The organism is Pseudomonas sp. C27(2019), from assembly GCF_008807395.1.
Lineage (GTDB): Bacteria > Pseudomonadota > Gammaproteobacteria > Pseudomonadales > Pseudomonadaceae > Denitrificimonas.
The window spans coordinates 2,627,521-2,649,510 of sequence record NZ_CP043320.1 but is presented as its reverse complement, the minus strand read 5'-3'; the positions used below and the strand labels follow the sequence as shown (position 1 = coordinate 2,649,510).

General features: G+C 49.9%; 19 protein-coding genes and 1 pseudogene. 11 read left to right on the top strand and 9 right to left on the bottom strand.

All coding sequences use genetic code 11. The features are described from left to right. Window positions 1–29: 29 nt before the first annotated feature. The 4 genes from argB to coaBC all read right to left on the bottom strand — a co-directional run bounded on the left by argB (window position 30) and on the right by coaBC (window position 5,241). Complete coding sequence (argB, locus tag FXF61_RS12170) at window positions 30–926, bottom strand: acetylglutamate kinase (protein WP_151185516.1); 897 nt, start codon at window positions 924–926, stop codon at window positions 30–32. Window positions 927–946: 20 nt separating this feature from the next. After that, on the bottom strand, window positions 947–2,314 hold the full coding sequence (locus FXF61_RS15115) for a phosphomannomutase/phosphoglucomutase (protein WP_256663545.1): 1,368 nt from the start codon (window positions 2,312–2,314) through the stop codon (window positions 947–949). Window positions 2,315–3,574: 1,260 nt separating this feature from the next. Continuing rightward, on the bottom strand, window positions 3,575–4,030 hold the full coding sequence (gene dut, locus FXF61_RS12160; RefSeq protein ID WP_151185514.1) for a dUTP diphosphatase: 456 nt from the start codon (window positions 4,028–4,030) through the stop codon (window positions 3,575–3,577). A gap of 2 nt (window positions 4,031–4,032) precedes the next feature. Next, window positions 4,033–5,241 (bottom strand): bifunctional phosphopantothenoylcysteine decarboxylase/phosphopantothenate--cysteine ligase CoaBC, encoded by a 1,209-nt coding sequence (coaBC, locus tag FXF61_RS12155; RefSeq protein ID WP_151185513.1) that lies wholly within the window; start codon window positions 5,239–5,241, stop codon window positions 4,033–4,035. A 174-nt stretch (window positions 5,242–5,415) separates the two neighbouring features. Between coaBC and radC the strand changes: the two genes are divergently transcribed. The 6 genes and pseudogenes from radC (at window position 5,416) to hldE (ending at window position 9,634) form a co-directional block, all read left to right on the top strand. Continuing rightward, the gene (radC, locus tag FXF61_RS12150; RefSeq protein ID WP_151185512.1) at window positions 5,416–6,090 is read left to right on the top strand and encodes a DNA repair protein RadC; all 675 of its coding nucleotides are present in this window, start codon (window positions 5,416–5,418) and stop codon (window positions 6,088–6,090) included. Window positions 6,091–6,349: 259 nt separating this feature from the next. Continuing rightward, complete coding sequence (gene rpmB, locus FXF61_RS12145; protein ID WP_151185511.1) at window positions 6,350–6,586, top strand: 50S ribosomal protein L28; 237 nt, start codon at window positions 6,350–6,352, stop codon at window positions 6,584–6,586. 10 nt (window positions 6,587–6,596) lie between these two features. Beyond that, window positions 6,597–6,752, top strand: a complete 156-nt coding sequence (gene rpmG / locus FXF61_RS12140; protein ID WP_151185510.1) for a 50S ribosomal protein L33 — start codon at window positions 6,597–6,599, stop codon at window positions 6,750–6,752. Window positions 6,753–6,945: 193 nt separating this feature from the next. After that, window positions 6,946–7,308 carry a CidA/LrgA family protein gene (locus tag FXF61_RS12135; RefSeq protein ID WP_151185509.1) on the top strand — a complete coding sequence of 121 codons (363 nt, stop codon included), beginning with the start codon at window positions 6,946–6,948 and terminating at the stop codon, window positions 7,306–7,308. Continuing rightward, window positions 7,305–8,020, top strand: a pseudogene (locus FXF61_RS12130) (LrgB family protein). The gene FXF61_RS12135 and the pseudogene FXF61_RS12130 overlap by 4 nt, the downstream one beginning before the upstream one ends. 192 nt (window positions 8,021–8,212) lie before the next feature. Beyond that, window positions 8,213–9,634: a bifunctional D-glycero-beta-D-manno-heptose-7-phosphate kinase/D-glycero-beta-D-manno-heptose 1-phosphate adenylyltransferase HldE gene (gene hldE, locus FXF61_RS12125; protein WP_151185508.1), complete on the top strand. Its 1,422-nt coding sequence runs from the start codon at window positions 8,213–8,215 to the stop codon at window positions 9,632–9,634. 54 nt (window positions 9,635–9,688) lie between these two features. Here hldE and FXF61_RS12120 read toward each other — a convergent pair whose 3' ends face one another. After that, window positions 9,689–10,495 carry an aldo/keto reductase gene (locus FXF61_RS12120; protein ID WP_151185507.1) on the bottom strand — a complete coding sequence of 269 codons (807 nt, stop codon included), beginning with the start codon at window positions 10,493–10,495 and terminating at the stop codon, window positions 9,689–9,691. Next, window positions 10,482–11,666 (bottom strand): FAD-dependent oxidoreductase, encoded by a 1,185-nt coding sequence (locus FXF61_RS12115; RefSeq protein WP_151185506.1) that lies wholly within the window; start codon window positions 11,664–11,666, stop codon window positions 10,482–10,484. The genes FXF61_RS12120 and FXF61_RS12115 overlap by 14 nt, the downstream gene beginning before the upstream one ends. 79 nt (window positions 11,667–11,745) lie before the next feature. Here FXF61_RS12115 and waaA point away from each other — a divergent pair, with 79 nt between their 5' ends. The 5 genes from waaA (at window position 11,746) to can (ending at window position 16,802) form a co-directional block, all read left to right on the top strand. Further along, window positions 11,746–13,023 (top strand): lipid IV(A) 3-deoxy-D-manno-octulosonic acid transferase, encoded by a 1,278-nt coding sequence (gene waaA / locus FXF61_RS12110; protein WP_151185505.1) that lies wholly within the window; start codon window positions 11,746–11,748, stop codon window positions 13,021–13,023. Between the two features lie 181 nt (window positions 13,024–13,204). After that, window positions 13,205–14,755: a 2-isopropylmalate synthase gene (locus FXF61_RS12105; protein ID WP_151185504.1), complete on the top strand. Its 1,551-nt coding sequence runs from the start codon at window positions 13,205–13,207 to the stop codon at window positions 14,753–14,755. 8 nt (window positions 14,756–14,763) lie between these two features. Further along, a complete protein-coding gene (locus tag FXF61_RS12100; protein ID WP_256663416.1) occupies window positions 14,764–15,630 on the top strand; it encodes an energy transducer TonB in 867 nt (288 codons plus the stop codon). After that, entirely contained in the window at window positions 15,620–16,078 is a 459-nt protein-coding gene (gene rimI / locus FXF61_RS12095; protein WP_151185502.1) for a ribosomal protein S18-alanine N-acetyltransferase, read from the top strand. Before FXF61_RS12100 ends, rimI begins: the two co-directional genes overlap by 11 nt. Window positions 16,079–16,163: 85 nt before the next feature. Then, window positions 16,164–16,802: a carbonate dehydratase gene (can, locus tag FXF61_RS12090; RefSeq protein ID WP_151185501.1), complete on the top strand. Its 639-nt coding sequence runs from the start codon at window positions 16,164–16,166 to the stop codon at window positions 16,800–16,802. Window positions 16,803–16,856: 54 nt separating this feature from the next. On the opposite strand, the gene pdxA is transcribed toward can, so the two are convergent. From pdxA to FXF61_RS12075, 3 genes are read right to left on the bottom strand one after another with little or no spacing between them, the layout of a single operon-like run. Beyond that, window positions 16,857–17,846, bottom strand: coding sequence for a 4-hydroxythreonine-4-phosphate dehydrogenase PdxA (pdxA, locus tag FXF61_RS12085; protein ID WP_151185500.1), 990 nt, complete (start codon window positions 17,844–17,846; stop codon window positions 16,857–16,859). Continuing rightward, window positions 17,843–19,144 carry a peptidylprolyl isomerase gene (locus FXF61_RS12080; protein ID WP_178087308.1) on the bottom strand — a complete coding sequence of 434 codons (1,302 nt, stop codon included), beginning with the start codon at window positions 19,142–19,144 and terminating at the stop codon, window positions 17,843–17,845. Before FXF61_RS12080 ends, pdxA begins: the two co-directional genes overlap by 4 nt. After that, the gene (locus FXF61_RS12075) at window positions 19,119–21,929 is read right to left on the bottom strand and encodes an LPS-assembly protein LptD (protein WP_151185498.1); all 2,811 of its coding nucleotides are present in this window, start codon (window positions 21,927–21,929) and stop codon (window positions 19,119–19,121) included. The genes FXF61_RS12080 and FXF61_RS12075 overlap by 26 nt, the downstream gene beginning before the upstream one ends. Between the last annotated feature and the right edge of the window lie 61 nt (window positions 21,930–21,990).

The following is a 21,990-nucleotide window of genomic DNA, read 5'->3' as shown; positions in this document are numbered from 1 at the left end:
GCTGCCTGTGCTGGGTGAGACCTAGCGCATCAGTTGTTGGTAATCAACGTACCTACACCATGATCAGTAAATATCTCCAGCAGTACCGCGTTAGGTACACGACCATCAATGATGTGCGCGCTGTTGACCCCACCTTGTACCGCATCTAAAGCACAGCGAATTTTTGGCAGCATGCCGCCGTAAATGGTGCCGTCTGCGATCAGTTCATCGACCTGCGCGGTATTCAACCCTGTTAAGATATTGCCTTCTTTGTCCATCAGGCCAGCAATATTAGTCAACAATATGAGCTTTTCTGCATGCAGTGCCTCAGCGACTTTACCCGCTACTAAGTCGGCGTTGATATTGTAAGATTCGCCGTTGGGGCCAACCCCGATCGGTGCGATCACGGGAATAAAATCACCTTGCACCAGCATATCCAGCAGATCCGTATTGACGCTGGCAACTTCGCCGACCTGGCCAATATCGAGAATTTCCGGCTGCTGCATGTCGGCATCTTGGCGGGTGACGTGCAGTTTGCGAGCGCGGATCAGGCGTGCATCTTTACCGGTTAAACCAATTGCACTGCCACCATGGCTGTTAATCAAGTTAACGATATCTTTGTTAACTTGACCACCTAAGACCATTTCCACGATATCCATTGTTTGTCCGTCAGTGACGCGCATGCCTTCAACGAAACGGCTTTCAATATTTAAGCGTTTAAGCAGATCAGCAATTTGTGGACCGCCACCATGTACCACAATAGGGTTAATGCCGACGGCTTTCATCAGGACGATATCGCGGGCAAAACCGGTTTTCAGCTTTTCGCTTTCCATGGCGTTACCGCCATACTTGATCACCAGTGTTTTACCAACAAAACGGCGAATATAAGGTAATGCTTCGGAGAGTACCTCGGCGACATGTGCAGCGTCAGCGCGATTTGAGATCATCTTCAACAGGCTCCAGTTTATTAAAAAGGTAAATCGAGATCAGGCACAATCGCCAGTAATTGCTCACGAAACAGCACTTTAATCTGCTCTAGATCATTTTCCGTCTCACCCTCAAAACGTAGGACCAGCATCGGCGTGGTATTGGATGCACGCACCAGCCCCCAGCTTTTAGGAAAGTCTGCACGCACGCCATCCAGAGTGGTTAGACTGGCATCACCCCATTGGCCCTCACGTTGCAAGCGCTCAATGATTTGAAACTTTGATTCCTCAGTGACTTCAATGTTTATTTCCGGTGTTGATAAGTTGACTGGGAATGCGGCAAAGACGCGATCAGCACTGCGCGTATCTAAACTTAGAATTTCTAACAAGCGTGCTGCGCTATACATCCCATCATCAAAGCCGAACCAGCGCTCCTTAAAGAAAATATGCCCGCTCATTTCTCCAGCAAGCAAGGCACCGGTTTCTTTCATTTTAGCTTTAATCAGTGAGTGACCGGTTTTCCACATAATTGGACGACCACCATAGCCGCTAATTAAGGCTGATAAACGGCGTGTGCATTTTACGTCGAAGATAATATCGGCGCCGGGATTGCGCGACACAATGTCTTTAGCAAAGAGCATCATCAGGTGATCGGGATAGATAATGCGCCCCGTATTGGTCACTACACCTAAACGGTCAGCATCACCATCGAAGGCTATACCCAGATCAGCGTCTTCTTCTTTAACGCGAGCGATCAGTTCTTGCAAGTTCTCTGGCTTGCCAGGATCTGGGTGATGGTTGGGGAAGGTGCCGTCGACATCGCAGTACAGCGGAATCACTGTGCAACCTAGGGCTTCTAATAGCTGCGGGCCAATCACGCCGCCAACCCCGTTGCCACAATCAACAACAACGCGCATGGGCTTAGCTAAAGCAATATCGTCGCGAATGTATTCAAGGTAGGTTTGCAGTATCTCTACACTCTCAGCGCTACCTGTGCCGCTGCTTAAATCGTTATTGATGATGCGTGTATGCAGCGCGGTAATACGTTCATTGGCGAGCGTGTCGCCAGCGATCACAATCTTAAAGCCATTGTAGTCTGGTGGGTTATGGCTGCCAGTGACCATAACGCCAGAGCTGGCTTCAAGCATGTGGGTGGCAAAGTAAAGTACCGGCGTTGGCACCATGCCGAGGTCTGTGACATGACAGCCGCAGTCCAGTAAGCCTTGAATCAGCGCTTGTGCCATATCGGGACCAGATAAACGGCCGTCACGGCCCACCACAACATTAGATTCGCCTTTGGCTAGGCTTTCTGAACCGACAGCCCGTCCAATCCAGTACGCTGTGTCAGTGGTGAGTGTGCTGCCGATAATTCCGCGAATATCGTAGGCGCGGAAAATACTGCTCGGCACGTCTTGCGCTGCGGTAACAGTTTGTGCCGCGCTGTCAGCTTGGCCTAAACCAAATACATCTTCATCGAGTATGTCTATATCCAAAATATCAGTGTCCAATGCTTGAAAGAGAGAGTCATCAAAGCTGCTATCGCTCTGTTCTGGTAACGCGTTATCAGCTGCTGGGCTATGCCGTGTAGAGGTTTTGCTCTTTTTTGACTGTGCCGGAGACAGTAATTGTGTGTTTTGCATCAATTTACTAATTACCTGACTGAGTACTATCAGGTTGAAGTTATGGGGCTTAAGGCTTTTGCCTTGTGCCCAGTCTTGGATGGTTTTGTATAAAACTAAACTATCAGCTTTAAGTTGGCGCTGCAGGGTACTGTGCATCAAGTATAAAGCGGCTAAGAAAGATAACACGGCAACGGCTAATGCTATTAAAAGTGCAGATTGACTGGATGAAGCGTACAGAGCCGGAGCTGGGCTGCTAATAATCACCGACCAATTAGGATGCTTGGTGCTAAAAGTTTGGGTGATGGCATCGCTGGGTTGCTGGCCGGAGCTGTACAGTATTTGCGCTGGTGAGTTCGGAAACTGCTGCTGCAATGCCACATGCAGTTGTCTGTTAGCAAAGGCGGGTAATCCGCTGAGCAGGCCGGTCAAGTCATAGGTCATCAACAGGCTGCCTGGTGTCTGAGTGCCTGCCAGTTTCGCTGCACTGTACAGCAGCCAGCGCTGTTCAATTAGCAGTGCTTCAGGCCAAGGTTGAGGACCGTTCTCAGCACGCTTGAGCAAATCTAGCGCAGCAAAATTAATGGGTGCGTTGCGATTATGGTCTTGTATGGTTTGTCCCAGCGGATTAAGAAAAGCGTCAACAGCATTAGAACGGTGCACAAGGCTGCGTTCGATATTACGCTTAGCGCTGGGATTGTTGTCTTGCAGTGTTTGCGCAAGACTTGGGTTGCTAGCAGCACTTTTTGTGTCCGTTTGGATAAAAGTGAGGTGCTGATTGACCGCTGCTGCATAAGCTGAGCCCCATGTGGCCATTAGCTCTTCAGACTGCTGTTGCTGTTGTGCTGATTGGTTGAGCCAGATTACTGCGCTTGCAATCACTACGCCGATAAGCGCGAGAATAAGGCTGGGGGCCATGTAGCCAATGTTTTGTTTTTTATTGTTATCAATATCGTCAGGCAGTTCGACAGTCTGTTGATTATTCTTTTTGCGTTTGAACAGTGACATTGAGCCTCCTGCCACAGGTTACCCTGCAGAATGTATGCTGTGTTATTGCTGACCTGTGTGACCAAAGCCACCATCGGCACGCTCGCTTTGGGTAAAACTATCAGTGATATCCAGTTGCGCTTGGATGATGGGCACTAAAACCAGCTGGGCAATACGATCGCCTGGGGTAATGGTATAGGCGCTGTCGCCGCGATTCCAGCAGGATACTTGTAGTTGGCCTTGGTAGTCAGAGTCAATCAGGCCGACTAAATTACCCAGCACAATACCGTGCTTATGCCCCAACCCTGAACGTGGCAGAATCATCGCGGCAACGCCGGTGTCTTCGATGTAAATGGCCAGTCCAGTCGGGATCAGCAGCGTCTGTCCGGGCTCAATATCGACTGGATGGGGGATCATCGCGCGTAAATCAAGGCCAGCTGAACCGGTGGTTGCATAGTCGGGAATTGGAAATTCAGTGCCGAGGCGAGGATCGAGTATTTGAGTTTGGATACGGCGCATAATTAAACCTTGTGCATATGAGAGGCAATAAAAGAAATCAGCTGACGCGCAATTTTGCCTTTGCTGGTCTGCGCGAATGATGTTTGCTGTTGTTGGCGGTCAATGACAGTGATGGCGTTATCATCGCTGTTAAAACCAATGGCGCTATTGGCAACGTCATTGGCAACGATTAAGTCCAAATTCTTATCACGCAGTTTGCTTGCTGCGTTTTCTAATAAATTTTGTGTTTCTGCGGCAAAACCAACGCTGAAGGGGCGATCGCTGCGCTTGGCTAGCGTTGCTAAGATATCTGGATTACGAATCAGCTTTAAAGTCATGCCGTCGGCACTGTTTGGGTCTTTTTTCAGTTTGTGCTCAGCGCTGCTTTCTGGGCGATAGTCAGCCACAGCAGCAGCTGCAATTAATATGTCGCAGGGCATGGCAGCTTCACAGGCGGCCAGCATGTCGCGAGCGCTATTTACGTCGATACGCTCTACCCGGTCAGGGGTTGGCAAATGTACTGGACCACAAACAAGGGTGACGCGTGCGCCAGCTTCGGCTGCTGCCTCAGCAAGGCTAAACCCCATTTTTCCTGAGCTATGGTTGGTGATATAGCGTACAGGATCAATATCTTCACGGGTTGGGCCGGCTGTGATCAGGACGTGCTTGCCGTTTAGCGCTTGATGGCTGAATAAGTCAGCGGCATTTTGTGCTAACAGCTCAGGTTCAAGCATGCGACCTAAGCCAATATCACCGCAGGCCTGTACGCCGGCGCTAGGGCCGAGCAGTTTAAAGCCACGCTGACTGAGGATTGCTGCATTAGCTTGGGTTGCACTGTCGCGCCACATGGCTTGATTCATGGCCGGTGCCAAGGCTATGGGTGCGTCAGTGGCCAGCACTAGCGTGGTCAGAAGGTCATTGGCTGCGCCTTGTACTAAGCGCGCCATCAAATCAGCAGTACAGGGGGCAATCAATACTAAATCAGCCCAGCGTGCGAGCTCAATATGCCCCATCGCAGCTTCAGCGCTTGGGTCCAGTAAGTCGAGGTGCACAGGGTTGCCGGATAACGCTTGTAATGTCAGTGGCGTAATAAATTCACGAGCACTGCGGGTCATGACAACATGTACATCAGCACCTAAATCGCGCAAACGGCGCACCAGTTCTGCGCTTTTATAAGCAGCGATGCCGCCACCAATGCCAACAATAATGCGTTTTTGAAACAACCTTTGCATGGGTCTGCCTGTTGTCTGGAGTTGTATTTATAAAAAGAGAATGTGGCTAAATATGAAATCTTTACTAAGATAACATAGCCGCTGATAGAGCGGCAGTGGCTGATCCATAAGGATTAAATCAGTGTAGATGCGCTGAATGTGTTGGCCATGTATTGGATGATAAGGAGTTCGTCTATGAGTATGCAAAGTTGGCCGATCAATGAGAGACCGCGTGAGCGCTTACTGGAGTACGGTGTTGAGGTTTTGTCAGATGCTGAGTTGTTAGCAATTTTTTTGCGCACCGGTATTCAAGGCCGCAATGCTGTTGAGTTGGCGCGTGATTTGTTAACGGCTTTTGGTGGTTTACGGCAAATATTAGAAGCTGATCAGGATAGTTTTACCCAGCACCTTGGGCTTGGGCCGGCAAAATACTCACAGTTGCAAGCTGTGCTGGAAATGGGGCGCCGGCATTTGGCTGCTAGCATTCAGCGTGATTCGGCGTTAGAAAGTCCGCAAGCGGTGCGTGATTTTCTCAAAGCCAAGTTGCGCCATGAGTTGCATGAGGTCTTTGCCTGTTTGTTTCTTGATACCAAGCACCGTGTGTTGGCGTTTGAAGTGCTGTTTTACGGCACCATTGATGGCGCCAGTGTTTATCCGAGGCAGGTGGTGAAACGTGCCTTAGCCAATAATGCCGCGGCTTTGATTCTGACCCACAACCACCCCAGTGGTGTTTCTGAGCCAAGCCAAGCCGATAAAGTTTTAACTGAGCGTTTAAAAGAAGCGTTAGCGTTGGTTGATGTGCGCGTCTTAGATCATTTTATTGTGGGAGATGGTGAGCCGTTATCAATGGTTGAAAATGGCTGGATGTGAGGAGGCTTTCCAAGACCGTGGCATGAAGAAAACTGAAGCGAAAGTTGAACTGCTGGTCGCTTTCTGCTATAAAGCACGGCTCGATTCTAAGAGAACAGGTTTCGCACTATTATTTTGCGTTACTGTTGTTCCTTAGCGAAGTCTGGGTAATAATATGCGGGTTATAAAACCATCATGTTTTTAATCACCTACGAATCCAATTACGTTTTAAAGCAGCCAACCCATGCTGGGTTGAGCATGTGGTTTAGAGGGCTGAGATATGTCAAGAGTTTGTCAAGTAACCGGTAAGGGTCCGGTTACAGGGAATAAAATTTCCCATGCCAACAACAAAACCCGTCGCCGTTTCCTGCCAAACTTGCAGCATCACCGTTTTTGGGTTGAATCCGAAAACCGTTTTGTACGTTTGCGTTTATCTGCAAAAGGCATGCGCGTGATTGATAAGCGCGGAATCGACACAGTGCTGAGCGAGCTACGCGCTCGTGGCCTAAAAGTTTAAGGAGAACACCATGCGTGATTTAATCCGTTTAGTGTCAAGTGCTGGTACAGGTCACTTTTACACGACAGATAAAAACAAGCGTACAACGCCTGATAAGCTGGAAATCAAAAAATTTGATCCAGTTATCCGCAAGCACGTGATTTACAAAGAAGGCAAAATCAAGTAATTGATTGTTCTTCTTCGTACAAAAAACCCGCTTAAAGCGGGTTTTTTGTTGATTAAAAAAAGAGCTACACGTTAGCGCCATAGCAAATTAATGTAATGTATTGGCTGCTAACGCGCACAGGCCTAAGCGTCGTATGGATTTATTTGTACCTATACTGCATGCTGCTGCTTAATAAAAATAATAGGAGATAGCCATGTTGTTACGTGGACTGAGCTGGCTGGTAGCTTTTCAGCTAGCGGGAACAGCACTTAACGTGCTTTTTTTTCCAGTTTTACCGGGCCCCATTATTGGTTTAGTACTGCTGTTTGCATTTTTAGTTGTGCGCGGCAGTGTCAATGAGCCGCTTAATGAAGCAGCAGCGAGCTTATTGCGTTACTTACCTTTGCTATTGGTTCCGCCGGCAGTTGGTGTGATTGTGCATATGGCCGACATCCAGGCAGATCTTTGGGCAATTATTGGTGCTTTACTGATTTCCTTATTGGTTTCCATGGTTTTTGTTGGCTGGCTGATGCAAGTGCTGATTGGGCGACAGGCGCGCACTAAGGATAAATTATGAATCTGGACTGGCATGCTGCCTTTGATGCAGTGGTACATCACCCGCTATTTGCTTTTGGTTTAACCCTTGGGGTGTATCAGTTGGCGCTGGCAGCCTATGAAAAAACCCGCTGGATGCTTTTGCAGCCGGTTTTGATGTCTATGATTATCTTGATTGCAACTTTGTTGCTGTTGGATATTGACTACGCTGTGTACAAAGAAGGTGCGCAACTACTAACGGTGATGTTAGGCCCTGCGACTGTTGCCTTGGCCGTGCCTTTATATATGAATATGCGCCGTGTTCGCCAGGTCTTGTGGCCAACGCTGATCACTCTGTTTGTTGGTGGTTTATTTGCCACCATTTTAGGCGTGGCATTGGCTTGGCTGTTTGGCGCCGAAGCATTGATCTTAAAAACCATTGCGCCAAAATCCGTGACCACACCAATTGCTATGCTTGTTGCGGAAGAGATTGGTGGCGCTGCCTCGCTGGCGGCGGTTTTCGTTATGATTACCGGGGTTTTGGGGGCCATGTTAGGGATTGAGGTGTTGCGTGTCTTTCGCATTACGAATCCAGCGGCGCAGGGCATGGCGTTGGGATTATTGCTCACGCTGTTGGTACTGCACGGGCGTTGCAAGAAAGCGAAGAAGCAGGTGCTTTTGCTGCGTTAGCCATGAGTATGATGGGCGTGTTAACGGCAGTGTTAATGCCGTTGGCTGTGGCGCTGATTGTCTAATGCACTCAGTAAATACCGCTGCGCGTGATTTGTGTCGGTGTGTGCTGCGCGACAGATCAGCGAGCTCTATTATGTGTTTGGCTTTCTGTGCGCCGCCATCTCGCAGCTCATCGCGCCTGATTGTTTTTGCACAAGCTCGCTGAAGATGCGGCATGTTATGATTGGCAAAAATTTTCTAAGGTTGAAGGTATTATGAAGTCAGCATTACCCGCGTTTGCCCAAGCCCCTGTGTTGGTGGTGGGTGATGTCATGTTGGACCGCTATTGGTACGGCAGCACCACACGTATCTCTCCTGAAGCGCCGGTACCGGTGATTAAGGTGACACGCACCGAAGACCGACCGGGCGGCGCTGCCAACGTGGCTTTAAATATCGCAGCATTAGGCGCGCCAGTACGATTGATTGGTGTCACCGGCGCTGATGAAGCCGCTGATGCACTGACTGAACAGTTACATTCGGTGGGTGTGCAGACGCACTTTCAGCGCATTGTTGGCCAGCCCACTATTGTTAAATTGCGTGCCATGAGCCGTCAGCAGCAATTACTGCGCATGGATTTTGAAGACAGCTTTAATACCGATGCCGATGCATTGTTAGCAGAGGTTGAGTCTGTTCTCGATAGCGTTAAAGTCATGGTTTTATCTGATTATGGCAAAGGCTCTTTGCTTAATCATCAGGCGCTGTTAGCAGCGGCCAAGCAGCGCGGTGTGGCGGTACTAGCTGATCCCAAAGGCACAGATTTTTCTATTTACCGTGGCGCGACTTTACTTACGCCAAATTTAGCTGAATTTGAAGCGGTGGTGGGCCATTGCACAGATGAAGCACAGCTGATGCAGCGCGGTGCAATCATGCTGCAAGAGCTGGAGCTGGAAGCACTACTGATTACCCGTGGTGAGCAAGGCATGACCTTATTGCGTCATGGTGTGCCAGCGCTACATTTACCGGCGCGTGCGCGTGAGGTGTTTGATGTGACCGGTGCTGGCGATACGGTGATTTCAACTATGGCAGCTGTTTTAGCTGCGGGTGAGAGCCTGCCGCAGGCGATGACCTTGGCTAATTTAGCTGCGGGTATTGTCGTTGCTAAGCTGGGGACTGCAACCATCAGTGCGCCTGAGTTACGCCGTGCGATACAGCGTGAAGAGGGTGCGGAACGTGGCGTGTTGAGTCTGCAGCAGCTCAAAGCAGCCGTTGAAGATGCCCGCGCACAGGGTGAGCGAGTGGTTTTTACTAATGGCTGTTTTGATATTTTACACGCAGGGCATGTCAGTTATTTAGAGCAGGCCCGTGAGCAGGGCGACCGCTTAATTGTGGCGGTCAATGGTGATGCCTCGGTGACGCGCCTTAAAGGTCCGGGGCGGCCAATTAACTCGGTAGATCGTCGTATGGCTGTGCTCGCCGGTTTAGGGGCAGTGGATTGGGTGGTGAGCTTTAGTGAGGACACGCCCGAAAACCTGATTACCTTGCTTAAGCCGGATATCTTGGTCAAAGGTGGTGATTACGGTGTTGAACAAGTGGTTGGTGCTGAGCTGGTGTACGCCTATGGCGGTGAGGTACGGGTGTTAGGTTTAGTGGAAAACAGTTCAACCACCGCAATAGTTGAAAAAATACGTAGTAAATAAACGTTATGTAGAGCTGCTGCGCTACCTGTGTAAGGCTTGCGCAGCGGCTTGCTTTTAGCGTTGTGTGTTGAGAATCTTAGCCACGCATTCAGCGTTGGCCTGTAGATGTTTCGGGTTGATTGTACCCACAATGGCGCTGGCCACTGCAGGGTGCGCAAAAATCATCGCAAAGCTGGCCTGCACCGGGTCAATGCCTTCAGCTAAACACATATGGCCGCTGGCTAAGGCTTTCTTAATCAGAATTCCTTTATTGTGCTGCGCGGCATAATCAATCACTGGCAGCTCAGCACGTTCATTGAGGTTGTAGGTGACCATCGCGCAATCACCTTGCTCAAGTGCCAGAATGCCACCCTCTGCAGTTTTTCCAGAAAAACCAAAGCCGCCAATTTTACCTTCTTGCTTAAGCGCGGCTAGCGTGGCGTAGACCTCTTCATGCTGCAAAATAGCGAGGTCGTCGCCATTGGAATGCACCAGCACCAGTTCAATATGATCAGTACGCAGGCGTTGCAGACTGCGGTCCACGGAAAAGCGCGTATGTGCGGCAGAAAAATCAAAAGCGGATTTGCCATCGACAAATTCCTCACCGACTTTACTGACGATTACCCATTCCTGACGTTGCCCTTGCAGTAAATGACCCAAGCGCTCTTCGCTGATGCCATAGGCTGGCGCGGTATCCAAGAGGTTAATTCCTAGTTCGCGGGCTTGATTGATTAAGGCTAAAGCTTGTTGGTCATCAGGAATGGTAAAGTCATTGGGGTATTTGACACCTTGGTCACGTCCCAGTTTTACCGTGCCTAAGCCCAGCGGTGAAACATTAAAGCCAGTGCTGCCAAGGGGACGATGAAAGTCATGCAGGGTCATTAAATAGAGTCTCCCAAACAGGTTGTGCCACCGCAGGGCGGGGCAAATCAGGGTAGCTTTGTGCTGCACTGGGTTGCATGCCGTCGCGATCGAGGAGCTTAAGGACGCGATCGCTAAAGTCAGGGGCCAAGGCTAATTTAGTTGGCCAGCCCACCAGCAATGCGCCTTGTTCAGTGACAAAGGCATTGTCGGGGCGTACCAGTCCAGATTGTACCGGTTCGGCACGGTCCACACGCAAAGTAGCCCATTGCGTGCTCTCTTGCGCAATCCAGGGTAGCAGTTGTGCGACTTCGGCTTGTGCTGCTTGAATTTGTTGTGCTTCTGAGCGCGCCACACCATCGGTTTCGGCCAGATTACCGCCCAAGTACCAGACCCACTGGCCGTCAGCGCCAGGGTGGGTGGTAATGGTCACCCGCGGTTTGCTACCGCCACCGAGGCAGTGTGCATATAAAGGCAGTAGTGCAGGGCCTTTGGCGAGCACCATATGCAAGGGGCGCAGCTGTTGCTCAGGTTTGCTCAGTGCAAAAGCTTGCAACAGTGCTTGGTTACCGCTGCCGGCACACAACACCACGCGCTGGGCAGTGATATTAAAGTCATCGGCGGCTATACCGACTAACTGCTGGTTCTCATAACGCGGGGTGATAGTTTGCGCGTGCAACAAGCTATCACCGGCCAATTCAGTCAAACGTCGTACGAGGCTTGGCACATCGAGGACGAGCTCAGATAAGCGATAGACGCGGCCTTTAAAGTCTTTATGTTGCAATGCTTCAGGGAGCTGTTGGCCTTTGACTTGGTCAACACGGCCACGCATGGCTTTGCTGGCAAAGAAACTGGTGAGGTTGCCGGCAATTGAACCCGGTGACCAAAGATAGTGTGCATCGGATAATAAACGTACGCCGCGCAAATCCAATTCACCTTCACCCTGCAGTGCCTTGCGCCAGCGCTCGGGCATCTCAGCAATGGCTTCAGAGGAGCCGGTCAGTGCGCCATGCAGCGCGTATTTTGCGCCGCCATGAATGATGCCTTGCGACTGAACTGTTTGTGCACCACCAAGGCTGTTTTGCTCAATGAGTAACGTATTAAAGCCACGCTGGCGCAATTGAGCATTCAACCAAAGGCCGGCGATGCCGCCGCCAATAATGGCAATATCTGTGTTTAAGGTGAGTGACATAAGAGCCTCTCGCAAAAAATAAGTGAGCAGTATAACTGAGCGCAGTATTATCGCTGCGCCTTTGCTAAACTTTGCTGCTATGAATAGAACTCTATATACCTTGCTGCTGTACCTTGCCGTGCCGGTGATTGCCGTGCGCTTGTGGCTGCGTTCTAGAAAAGCACCGGCCTATGCTAAACGTATTGGTGAGCGTTTTGCATTGACTCTACCGCAGTTTCAGCAAGGTGGTATTTGGCTGCATGCGGTATCGGTTGGCGAAAGCATTGCTGCTGCACCCGTGGTTAAAGCCTTACAGCAGCAGTATCCGGATCTGCCAATTACCGTGACCTGTATGACCCCGACCGGATCTGAACGTATTCAGAGCATGTTTGGCGATAGCGTACAGCATTGTTATTTGCCTTACGATTTACCGCTGGCATCTAGACGGTTTTTTAAACGCTTGCAGCCACGCTTGGCGATAGTGATGGAAACCGAGTTGTGGCCCAATCATATTCAGCAATGTGCGCGTTTAAATATTCCTGTGGTGTTGGCTAATGGCCGCTTATCTGCGCGTTCAGCGCGGGGCTATGCACGTTTTCCTAAGTTAGTCGCACCCATGCTTAAGCAGATCAGTGCGTTTGCGGTGCAGAGTCAAGTGGAAGCGCAGCGTTTTGTTGATTTAGGTGCGAGGCCTGAAACGGTAACAGTGACGGGCTCAATTAAATATGATCTGCAAATTGCTGAGGATTTGCCTAAGCAAGCGCAGGCGTTACGTGAGCAGTGGCAAGCCGACCGCCGCCATATCTGGATAGCTGCCAGCACCCATGAGGGTGAAGATGCACAGATTTTAGCTGCGCACAAACAATTGCTCGGGCTGTTTCCTAAGGCCTTATTAATTTTAGTACCACGTCACCCTGAGCGTTTTGAGTCGGTGCATGCCTTATGTATACAGCAGGGCATGCAAGTGCAGCGGCGTTCTACGCACGCACCGGTTAGCGCAGCGCATCAGGTGCTGCTTGGCGATACCATGGGTGAGTTGTTATTTCTCTATGCGCTGGCTGATGTGGCTTTCGTTGGAGGCAGCTTAATTAAGCATGGTGGGCACAATATGCTTGAGCCAGTTGCTTTAGCTAAACCCACTTTAATCGGCCCACATTATTTTAATTTTTTAGAGATTGCACAGCAGCTGCTGGCCGCTAAAGGTATACAAGAGGTGGCCAATAGCCAACAACTTGCGCAGGCGGTTTCTCGTTTGTGGGCAAATAGCGAGCGAGCACAGCAGATGTGCCGTGCTGGCCAAGTGGTATTGGAGCGCAATCAGGGTGCACTGCAGAGGTTGTTAGATATCATTCAGGCGCAGTTAACAGGGCATCAATAAGCATGTGCTTGCGCTGTGCAAGGGTTAAGGGCTGTACTACGAATTGTGGCTAGACCTGGACGGTGCTCAGTATTAGTCTGTTATCAATAATTTTATAAAATGTCTTTGTGCACAGATAAAACTGCATAAGGATCTAGAAATGTACTGCCCTTGACTGTGCGGCAGCTTTTAGGAGAAGACAATGACTAGCAGTGATCGCGTTATTATTTTTGATACCACTTTACGTGATGGCGAGCAAAGCCCAGGCGCGTCAATGACCAAAGAAGAAAAACTACGCATTGCCAAAGCGCTTGAGCGGATGCGTGTTGATGTCATTGAAGCAGGTTTTGCCATTGCCAGTCCAGGTGATTTTGAGGCGGTAAAAGCCATTGCTGACACCATCAAAGACAGCACGGTATGCAGTTTGTCACGTGCCTTGGATGGTGATATTGAGCGTGCTGCTGAAGCCTTGGCCGGCGCAAACTCAGGTCGTATTCATACCTTTATTGCAACCAGCCCGATTCATATGCAGCACAAACTGCGTATGCAGCCCGACCAAGTGGTTGAACAAGCGGTGCGTGCCGTTAAAAAAGCACGCAACTTGTGCGCTGATGTTGAGTTTTCCTGTGAAGATGCTGGCCGTTCTGAAATTGATTTCTTATGCCGCATTGTTGAGGCCGCGATTGATGCCGGTGCGCGCACCATTAATATCCCGGACACCGTCGGTTATGCCATTCCGCATGAGTATGCTGAGCTGATCAGTCAGTTGATCAATCGTGTACCGAACGCCGATAAAGCTATTTTCTCTGTGCATTGCCACAATGACTTAGGCTTGGCTGTGGCCAACTCCTTGGCGGCTGTGGTGGCGGGCGCACGTCAAGTTGAGTGCACCATTAACGGCCTCGGTGAGCGTGCTGGTAATGCCGCGCTGGAAGAAATTGTGATGGCGATTAAAACCCGTCATGACCTGTTAGGCGTACACACCAATATTGATACCCCGCATATTTTAAGCGTGTCGCGTATGGTTTCCGGTATTACCGGCTTCCCTGTGCAGCCGAACAAAGCCATTGTCGGTGCCAATGCCTTTGCGCATGAGTCAGGTATTCACCAAGACGGCGTGCTTAAACACCGTGAGACCTATGAAATCATGTCGGCGCAAGATGTCGGCTGGCACACCAATCGCATGGTCTTGGGGAAACTCTCAGGACGTAGCGCATTTCGTAGCCGCTTAGTTGAGCTGGGTATTGAGATGGCTAACGAGACTGAACTCAATGCTGCCTTTGCCCGCTTTAAAGACTTGGCTGATAAGAAAAGTGAAATTTTTGATGAAGACTTGCAGGCGTTGGTCTCAGAAACTTTAAGCCAAGACACGCCAGAGTTTTATAAATTAGTCAGCTTAGAAGTGGCGAGTAAAACCGGTGAAGTGCCGCATGCACATCTAGTTTTAAGCATTGATGGCAAAGAAGTGGCCACTGATGACCAAGGTTCTGGACCTGTTGATGCCACCTTTAAAGCCATTGAGAAAGTGGCGCAGTCGGGCGCAACCTTATTGTTGTACTCAGTCAATGCCATTACTGAAGGCACTGATTCGCAAGGTGAAGTGACTGTGCGCTTGGAGCGCGGTGGCCGTATGGTCAATGGCAATGGCGCCGATACTGATATTGTCATCGCTTCGGCTAAAGCCTATCTCAATGCTCTGAATCTGATGCATATGGGTACGGCGAGAGCACACCCGCAGGTTGATGGTGTGTGACCAGCGAGATGAGTTTGATGCATGAACAAGAGGTACGCCGCCAGGCCATGTTGCAGGCGATGCAACTGGATGTGTGGCTGCCTCGCCAGCAACTGCACCATGCTGCACCGTCACGTGACTATTTATTGCAATGGCACGCTGAGGATGCTGCAGTTGTGGTACCTGCTGCCGCTAGCAAGCCCCCGCTTGCTAATGTGGCATCGCCTGCGACAGAGACGAGCGCACCTGCAGCAGGTGCGCGTCCCCAAGAGTATGTATCGGTGCGGGACAAACTGGCTTCATTGCAGGCTGCGCAACCGCCAGCAGCGATAGCGCCAAAAACTGCAGCAGCAGAAATCACACCAGCTGTTATCGAGCCCATTGCTGTGCAAGCTGAGCCGATTCCGCGTTTTGCGTTACAACTATTGCGCGCTGATAACTGCCTTGTTTTGGTGGATTTACCCACCGGTGAAGCCTTCCAAAGCCGCGACCCTGATTACCAGTTACTTAAAGATATGCTGCGTGCTGCAGGCCTCACGGATAAGCCCAGCATAATGCGCCAAGCTGTTCCTATTACTTGGCCGATGCTGCACTCTGGAAACCTTATGCATGAGCAAAATGCGGTTGCAGCACGTGCTTGTGTACGGGACTTGTTGAGTTTTGAATTGCAGCAAGCGCCTGCCGTTTGTGTTTGGTTGATTGGGCCCAATGCAGTGCGTTTCGGCAGTGCGGATGACAATGCACAGCTCTACGCGATGCAACCTTTTATTGATGCTGTGCAACTTTGGAGCTTGCCCAGTTTAGAGCGCGTGTTGGAACAGCCGTTAATCAAACGTGAAATTTGGCACAGCATGCGCGCGCAGGCTTCACTGTGGCAGGTGCAAGATGGTGCCTAACCTAGAGTTTCGCCGGATGCAGGCGGATGATTTAGATCGTGTTGTCGCTTTGGAGCAAAACGCATTTTCTCATCCATGGACGCGCAAACTGTATGTCGATGCGCTAAGCAGTTATGAGTGCTGGATGATGTTTGCAGGCAAGCAGCATGTGGGGCATGGCGTGATCAGTCAAATTGTTGATGAGGCGCACCTGCTTAATATTGCCATTGCCGTTGAGCAGCAAGGTAAGGGCTTAGGTTTGCAGCTTCTAGAGCATCTTATGCAGCGTGCCAGTGCGCGTGGCTGTGTTGAATGCTTTTTAGAGCTGCGCGCATCGAACACGGCGGCTTATCGTTTGTATGAACGCTTTGGTTTTAACGAAATAGGCCGTCGTCGTGATTATTACCCTGCGCTAAACGGGCACGAAGATGCTTTAGTGATGGCCTGTGCTTTATTTGCTGATGCTTAATATTGATAAAAGTGTGACTGCAGCGCTTTAAAGCCTGTCAAACTCGCGTTGTGTGCTTAAGTCACAGGATATAACAGAGGAATTTATGCCTGAGTTACAAGAGCTGTTTGATAATAATGTGCGCTGGGCTGAGTCACTCAAAAAAGATGATCCGAGCTTTTTTGAGAAGCTTGCTAAGCAGCAGACACCAGAGTACTTATGGATTGGCTGTTCAGATGCGCGTGTGCCTGCCAATGAGATTGTTGGTATGTTACCTGGCGATTTATTTGTGCATCGTAATATTGCCAATGTGGTTTTGCACACCGACCTAAACTGTTTATCGGTTATTCAATACGCAGTTGATGTGTTGAAAGTAAAACATATTTTGGTTACCGGCCATTATGGTTGTGGCGGTGTACGTGCTGCCATGCAAGATAAGCAAGTGGGCTTAACTGATGGCTGGTTGCGCACTATTCGAGATTTGCATTATGCACATCGAGAAGAGCTTGCCACACTGGCAACAGAAGAGGAACGTATTGACCGCTTGTGCGAACTCAATGCTATTGCGCAAGTCGCCAATATCAGTCATACCTCAATTGTACAAAACGCGTGGCATCGCGGCCAAAAACTATCGATTTATGGCTGCGTATATGGCATTAAAGATGGTTTGTGGAAAAATCTAGATGTGACAATCAAGGGAATTGATCAAGTGCCTGAGCAGTACCGTTTACGAGCGCCTGAGTAAGATAATGAATAACAGCGCCTTCCTGTTGCAGGCTGTGGCGCTGTTTAGCTTCAATTAAGCCTGTTTGCTCGCAGCCATTTGATAGGCTGTTTCTAGAGCGATATGTAAGCTTCCCGTATCAATTTCACCGGTTCCCGCCAGATCCAGTGCTGTGCCATGATCCACTGAGGTGCGAATAATCGGCATGCCTAAGGTAATGTTGACCGCTGAGCCAAAGCCACGGTGTTTAAGCACAGGCAAGCCTTGATCGTGGTACATCGCTAACACAGCATCACATTGTTTAAGGTTTTGCGGTGTAAACAAGGTGTCGGCCGGTAGCGGGCCAACCAAATCCATGCCTTCAGCGCGTAAGCGATCCAGTGTTGGTTGAATAATATCCAGCTCTTCACGGCCTAAGTGACCATCTTCACCCGCGTGAGGGTTAAGCCCACAGACCAGTATTCTTGGTTTTTTGATTGCAAACTTGTGCTGTAAGTCTGCATGCAAGATGCGGGTAATGGTTTCTACACGTTCACTGGTCACGGCGTCGGCCACATCACGCAAGGGTAAATGCGTGGTAACTAGAGCAACCCGCAGGCCGTGAGTGGCGAGCATCATCACCACATGTGGTGCTTGTGTCAGCTCTTGCAGAAACTCTGTGTGTCCAGAGAAGGGTACGCCAGCGTCGTTAATGATGCCCTTGTGTACAGGGGCTGTGATCATTGCACTAAAAACGCCGTCTAGGCAGCCTTGCCCAGCGCGTGTTAGCGTTTCTAAAACGTGCTGGGTATTGGCTTGATTGAGTTGCCCAGCGACTACAGGCTCGTACAATGGTGTGTCCCACACATACAAGCTGTCTGCTGCTGCTGGCTTATCTGGCCATGCGCCGGGCTGCACATCAATCAACTGCACTTGTAAGCCCAGTAGAGCCGCACGCTCTGTTAGTAGCGTGCGGCTGGTGATAGCAATCACAGGGTAGGGCTGTACTTCATGGGCTAACATCAAGCATAAGTCAGGACCAATACCCGCCGGTTCTCCGGGCGTTAAAGCAAAACGCAAAGTCATATGTCTTTAATCTCCACATAGGCTTCGTCACGAATCTGGCGTAACCATGTTTGTAGTTCTTCATCATATTTACGGTTGCGCAGCAAATTGATGGCTTGTTGTTCACGCATCTGCTCACTGCTGTCTGTGCTGCGGCGATCAATGACTTGCAGGACGTGCCAACCAAATTGGCTTTCAAACGGTTTGGACAGCTCACCAATTGCAGTGCGCGCCATGACCTCACGGAAAGCAGGGACTAACGAATTGGGGTCGATCCAGTTTAAATCGCCACCGTTTAGAGCAGAGCCTGGGTCTTCAGAGAACTGTTTGGCAAGTTCTGCAAAGTCTTCGCCATTGCGCAATCGCTCATACAAACGCGTTGCCAATGTTTGTGTGGCTTCTGGACTACGAATTTCACTTGGTTTTAGCAAAATATGGCGAGCGTGGGTTTCATCACGATACACCACATCACCACCGCGTTTATCCAGCAACTTAAGCATAATAATGCCACCTGCGGTACGGGTTGGCTGGGTGACTTGGCCAATGCTCATGGAGGACAGCAAGCGGTCAAACGGCGGTGGTAATTGTGCTGCTTTACGCCAGCCCATCTCGCCACCTTCCAGTGCATTTTCACTGGCTGAATAACGTATTGCTAATTGAGCAAAATCGCCGCCTTGCTCAAGCTGTTGAACCACGCTTTCTACATCGCGTTGTGCTTTAGCCAGCTCTTCACTGCTTGCGCCGTCAGGCACAGGTATCAAAATATTAGCTAATTGATACTCTTCAGCCAGTTGCATTTTTCCTAAGTCTGACGCCAAGAAGTTTTGTACTTCTTGATCGGTGACTTGAATGCGCTCAGCAACACGGTATTGGCGAACACGGCTGATGGTCATTTCTTGACGGATTTGCTCTTGTGCATCTTCTAGGCTTAAACCATCTGCCGCTAAAGCTTGTTCAAACTCTTGCTGGGTTAAACCATTACGCTCGGCGATCGTCGCCATCGAAGCGCTCAGCTCTTCATCGCTGATGCGAATGCCTGAGCGTTCAGCCATTTGTAATTGAATGGTGTCAATAATCAACCGTTCCATAACTTGCTGACGCAGAACATCTTCAGGCGGAATTTCAACTCCGCGCTTGCTAATGGTTTGCTGCACTTCTTTCAGGCGTGTTTGATATTGACTGTACATGACAACATCGTTATCAACGATAGCTGCTACACGGTCTAATTGCTGCACGGTTGCGCTTGCCGTGCCGACCAGTAAGCTACTGGCCAGCATCAGTGCGGATAGGGGTTTAATAAGCATTGTCTTCACGCTCACGGTAGCCTTGAATGCCTTCATCGAGGAATGTCTCTACTTTATTACCGGTTACACCACCCAGTCCTTTGAGGACGACCTGTAGGAAGACCCCGTGGTCACCTTTACGGTTGTCTTGTGGCGACATGGAGCGCTCATCGTAGTCAACCCAATAGCGATTGATTAAGCGCAGTTTCCAGCAGCAGCTGTCGTATTCGAAGCCGCCGAAGGCTTCCAGCGTACTGTTGCGGTTATAGTCATACTGCCAGCGCGCAATAACGTTCCACTGCGGAATCAACGGCCACATAATTGAGGTGTCGGTTTGCTCAATTTTGTAGAAGTCTTTGTAGACTGTGCCACTGGCGTCAGTGTAGTCAGCGCTGCCTGTTTCCCAGCGACCGGTCGAGTAGTTGTAGTGATTGCCATCATTGCGGTAACGGTAACCAAAGTTGAAGATTTTGTTTAAGTCTTCTTGCGACTGGTAATGGAACATAACGCTACCAGAGCGGGTGTGGTGCGTATCTGGATCCCACATTAAGTCAGCATTGACACGCCAGTCGCGGTTAAAGCGCAGCATATACTCAGAGGCATAAGGCGAGCGTGAAGTGGTGTTCGCTCTAACCTCTTTGTAGTCTTTGCCCGACAGTAAAACTTTGCGATCAGCAAAGTAAAACGCTTGGCCGACACTGATGCGCTGACGCTCAAAGCCGTTGCTTTCTAACCAGCGGTTGGTTAGACCCAGTGATATTTGATTGGTATCACCAATGCGGTCACGGCCACTGAAGCGGTTATCGCGGAATAGACTGGCGTAGCTGAATTGAATCTCACCGCTATCAAACAGTGGCAAGTCAGATTGGTCTTCGTGAGGCACATACAGATAGAACAAACGTGGCTCTAAGGTCTGACGGTAGGTTTTACCAAACCACTGACTGTTGCGATCAAAGTACAGGCCGCTGTCGACGCTGTAGATCGGGACGCTGCGGTCTGGGCTGCTGTTGAACTTTTTGTTGTTGCTTTGGAAGTATTCCTTGCCTTGGCTATCTAAGCTCAGATCGTAGCGTGTGTACGCATACTTAAGTGCAGGTTTGACAAAGCCCCAGCTCCAGTTCATTGGTAAGCTGACAGCGGGTTCAATGTGCAGACGATCACCGTTGGCACGGTCTAAACCTTGTAATAAAGCGTCATTCCAAAAAGTATAGATACCGTCTTTATCGCTGTAATTACCTGATTTTAGCGGCTTATTTAAAGAATCTGTTTGGCCTTTTTTCCTCAGCGAACGATCAAAGCGTGTCCACTCAGTTTGGTAGCTCATTTGCAAGCCAGCAGGCTGGTACGGCAGAGCACCGTTGAGAGAGAATTGCGGCAGACGATCATAAGGGGTTATGTCGGTGATATTCGCCATTTCATAGGCATGCACGCCAAAAGCAGCGGTGTAACTATCTCCGCGCCAGGTCAAACCCGCTTTCTGGTCTAAGGTGCCCTCAGAACCGGTAATCACATTGCTACGCAAGTCTTGAAAGTAGTACGGATCGCTGATGTCAGTGTAATCCAGCGATGCCAACAAGCGTGAATTAAAGCCGTGCTCATGCTGTACGGTATACATCCAGCGGTCTTTCTCGTATTCCGATTGCAGTTTGCGCTCATCTTCACTGTCGCTAAGCCAAGCACCACCAATACGGCTTTCGCTCTTTTTGCCTAAGTAACGAAATTCGCCCTCGGTGAGCAAGCCGCGTTTGCTCATATAGTTGGGGTAGAGCGTCGCATCAAAGTTAGGTGCAAGGTTGAAATAATAGGGTGTGGTTAAATCCAAACCATTGTTATTGCTATAACTGATGCTCGGCGTTAAAAAACCAGACTGACGACGGTCGTCGATTGGGAAGCTTATATATGGCGTATAAAAAACCGGTATGTTTTTCACGCGCAAGGTGACATTGGTTGCGCTACCGAAACCCGTATTAGGGTTTAGTGTGACGTTATTGCCTTTTAGATGCCAAGCATTGCTGCCGGGTTCGCAGCTGGTATAGGTCCCGTCTTTGAGGCGGATAATCGCATCTTCTTGACGCTTAATATATCGTGCATTACCACGGACTTTGCCGGTATGCATAACGTATTCAGCATTATCAACTTGTGCTTCACCGCTATCGAGTTGCAATTCGGCACGGTCACCGACCAGTAGCGAGTTGCGGTCGCGGATTCGCACATTGCCTTTGAGCTCACCAAGATTATCTTGCTGGTACAGGTTAGCTTCGTCTGCTTCAGCTTGCATGCTGGCTTGGCGGATAATGACGTTACCGGCCAGCGTGGCTGTTTCTGTGGTTTGCTCATAACGTGAGGCGCCGGCGTTGATATATAAAGGCGCATCACTAAAGCCAGTTGTATCATTCATGCCTGGGCGCAGAGGCTCAACATAGGTGCCGCCACAATAGGGGCCTACTTCAGCCAGCTGCTCTTCAGTCAACTGTTCACGCGGCACCCAGTCAAGGTGACTAAAGTCCTCACTGCGGCTGACTAAGCCTTTGCCACGGCTGTCGCTCACTGCTGTGGGCTGTTGCGCTGCAGATGATGCCTTACCACTTGCAGTAGTGCTAACAGCAGCAGTTGTGCTGCCGTCACGGCCGATTCGTTCCGGACGTGGTGGTTGTGCTGCAACACTGTCTAGCGTGTTGCACTCCCAGCCACCGTCAGCGCCAACTTTACAGTCATACTGTTGCGCTGCGACGATACTGCTACTGAATAAAGGCTGTAAGATACACAACGCGCCAGTTGCCAGTAGCGGGATTTTTTTACGATAAATATATTTAGCTGCCATAGTGTGTGTCCGTGCTTCCCGCATGCGCTTGGTGAAATACCCAGCATGCCTCTCGAAGGGC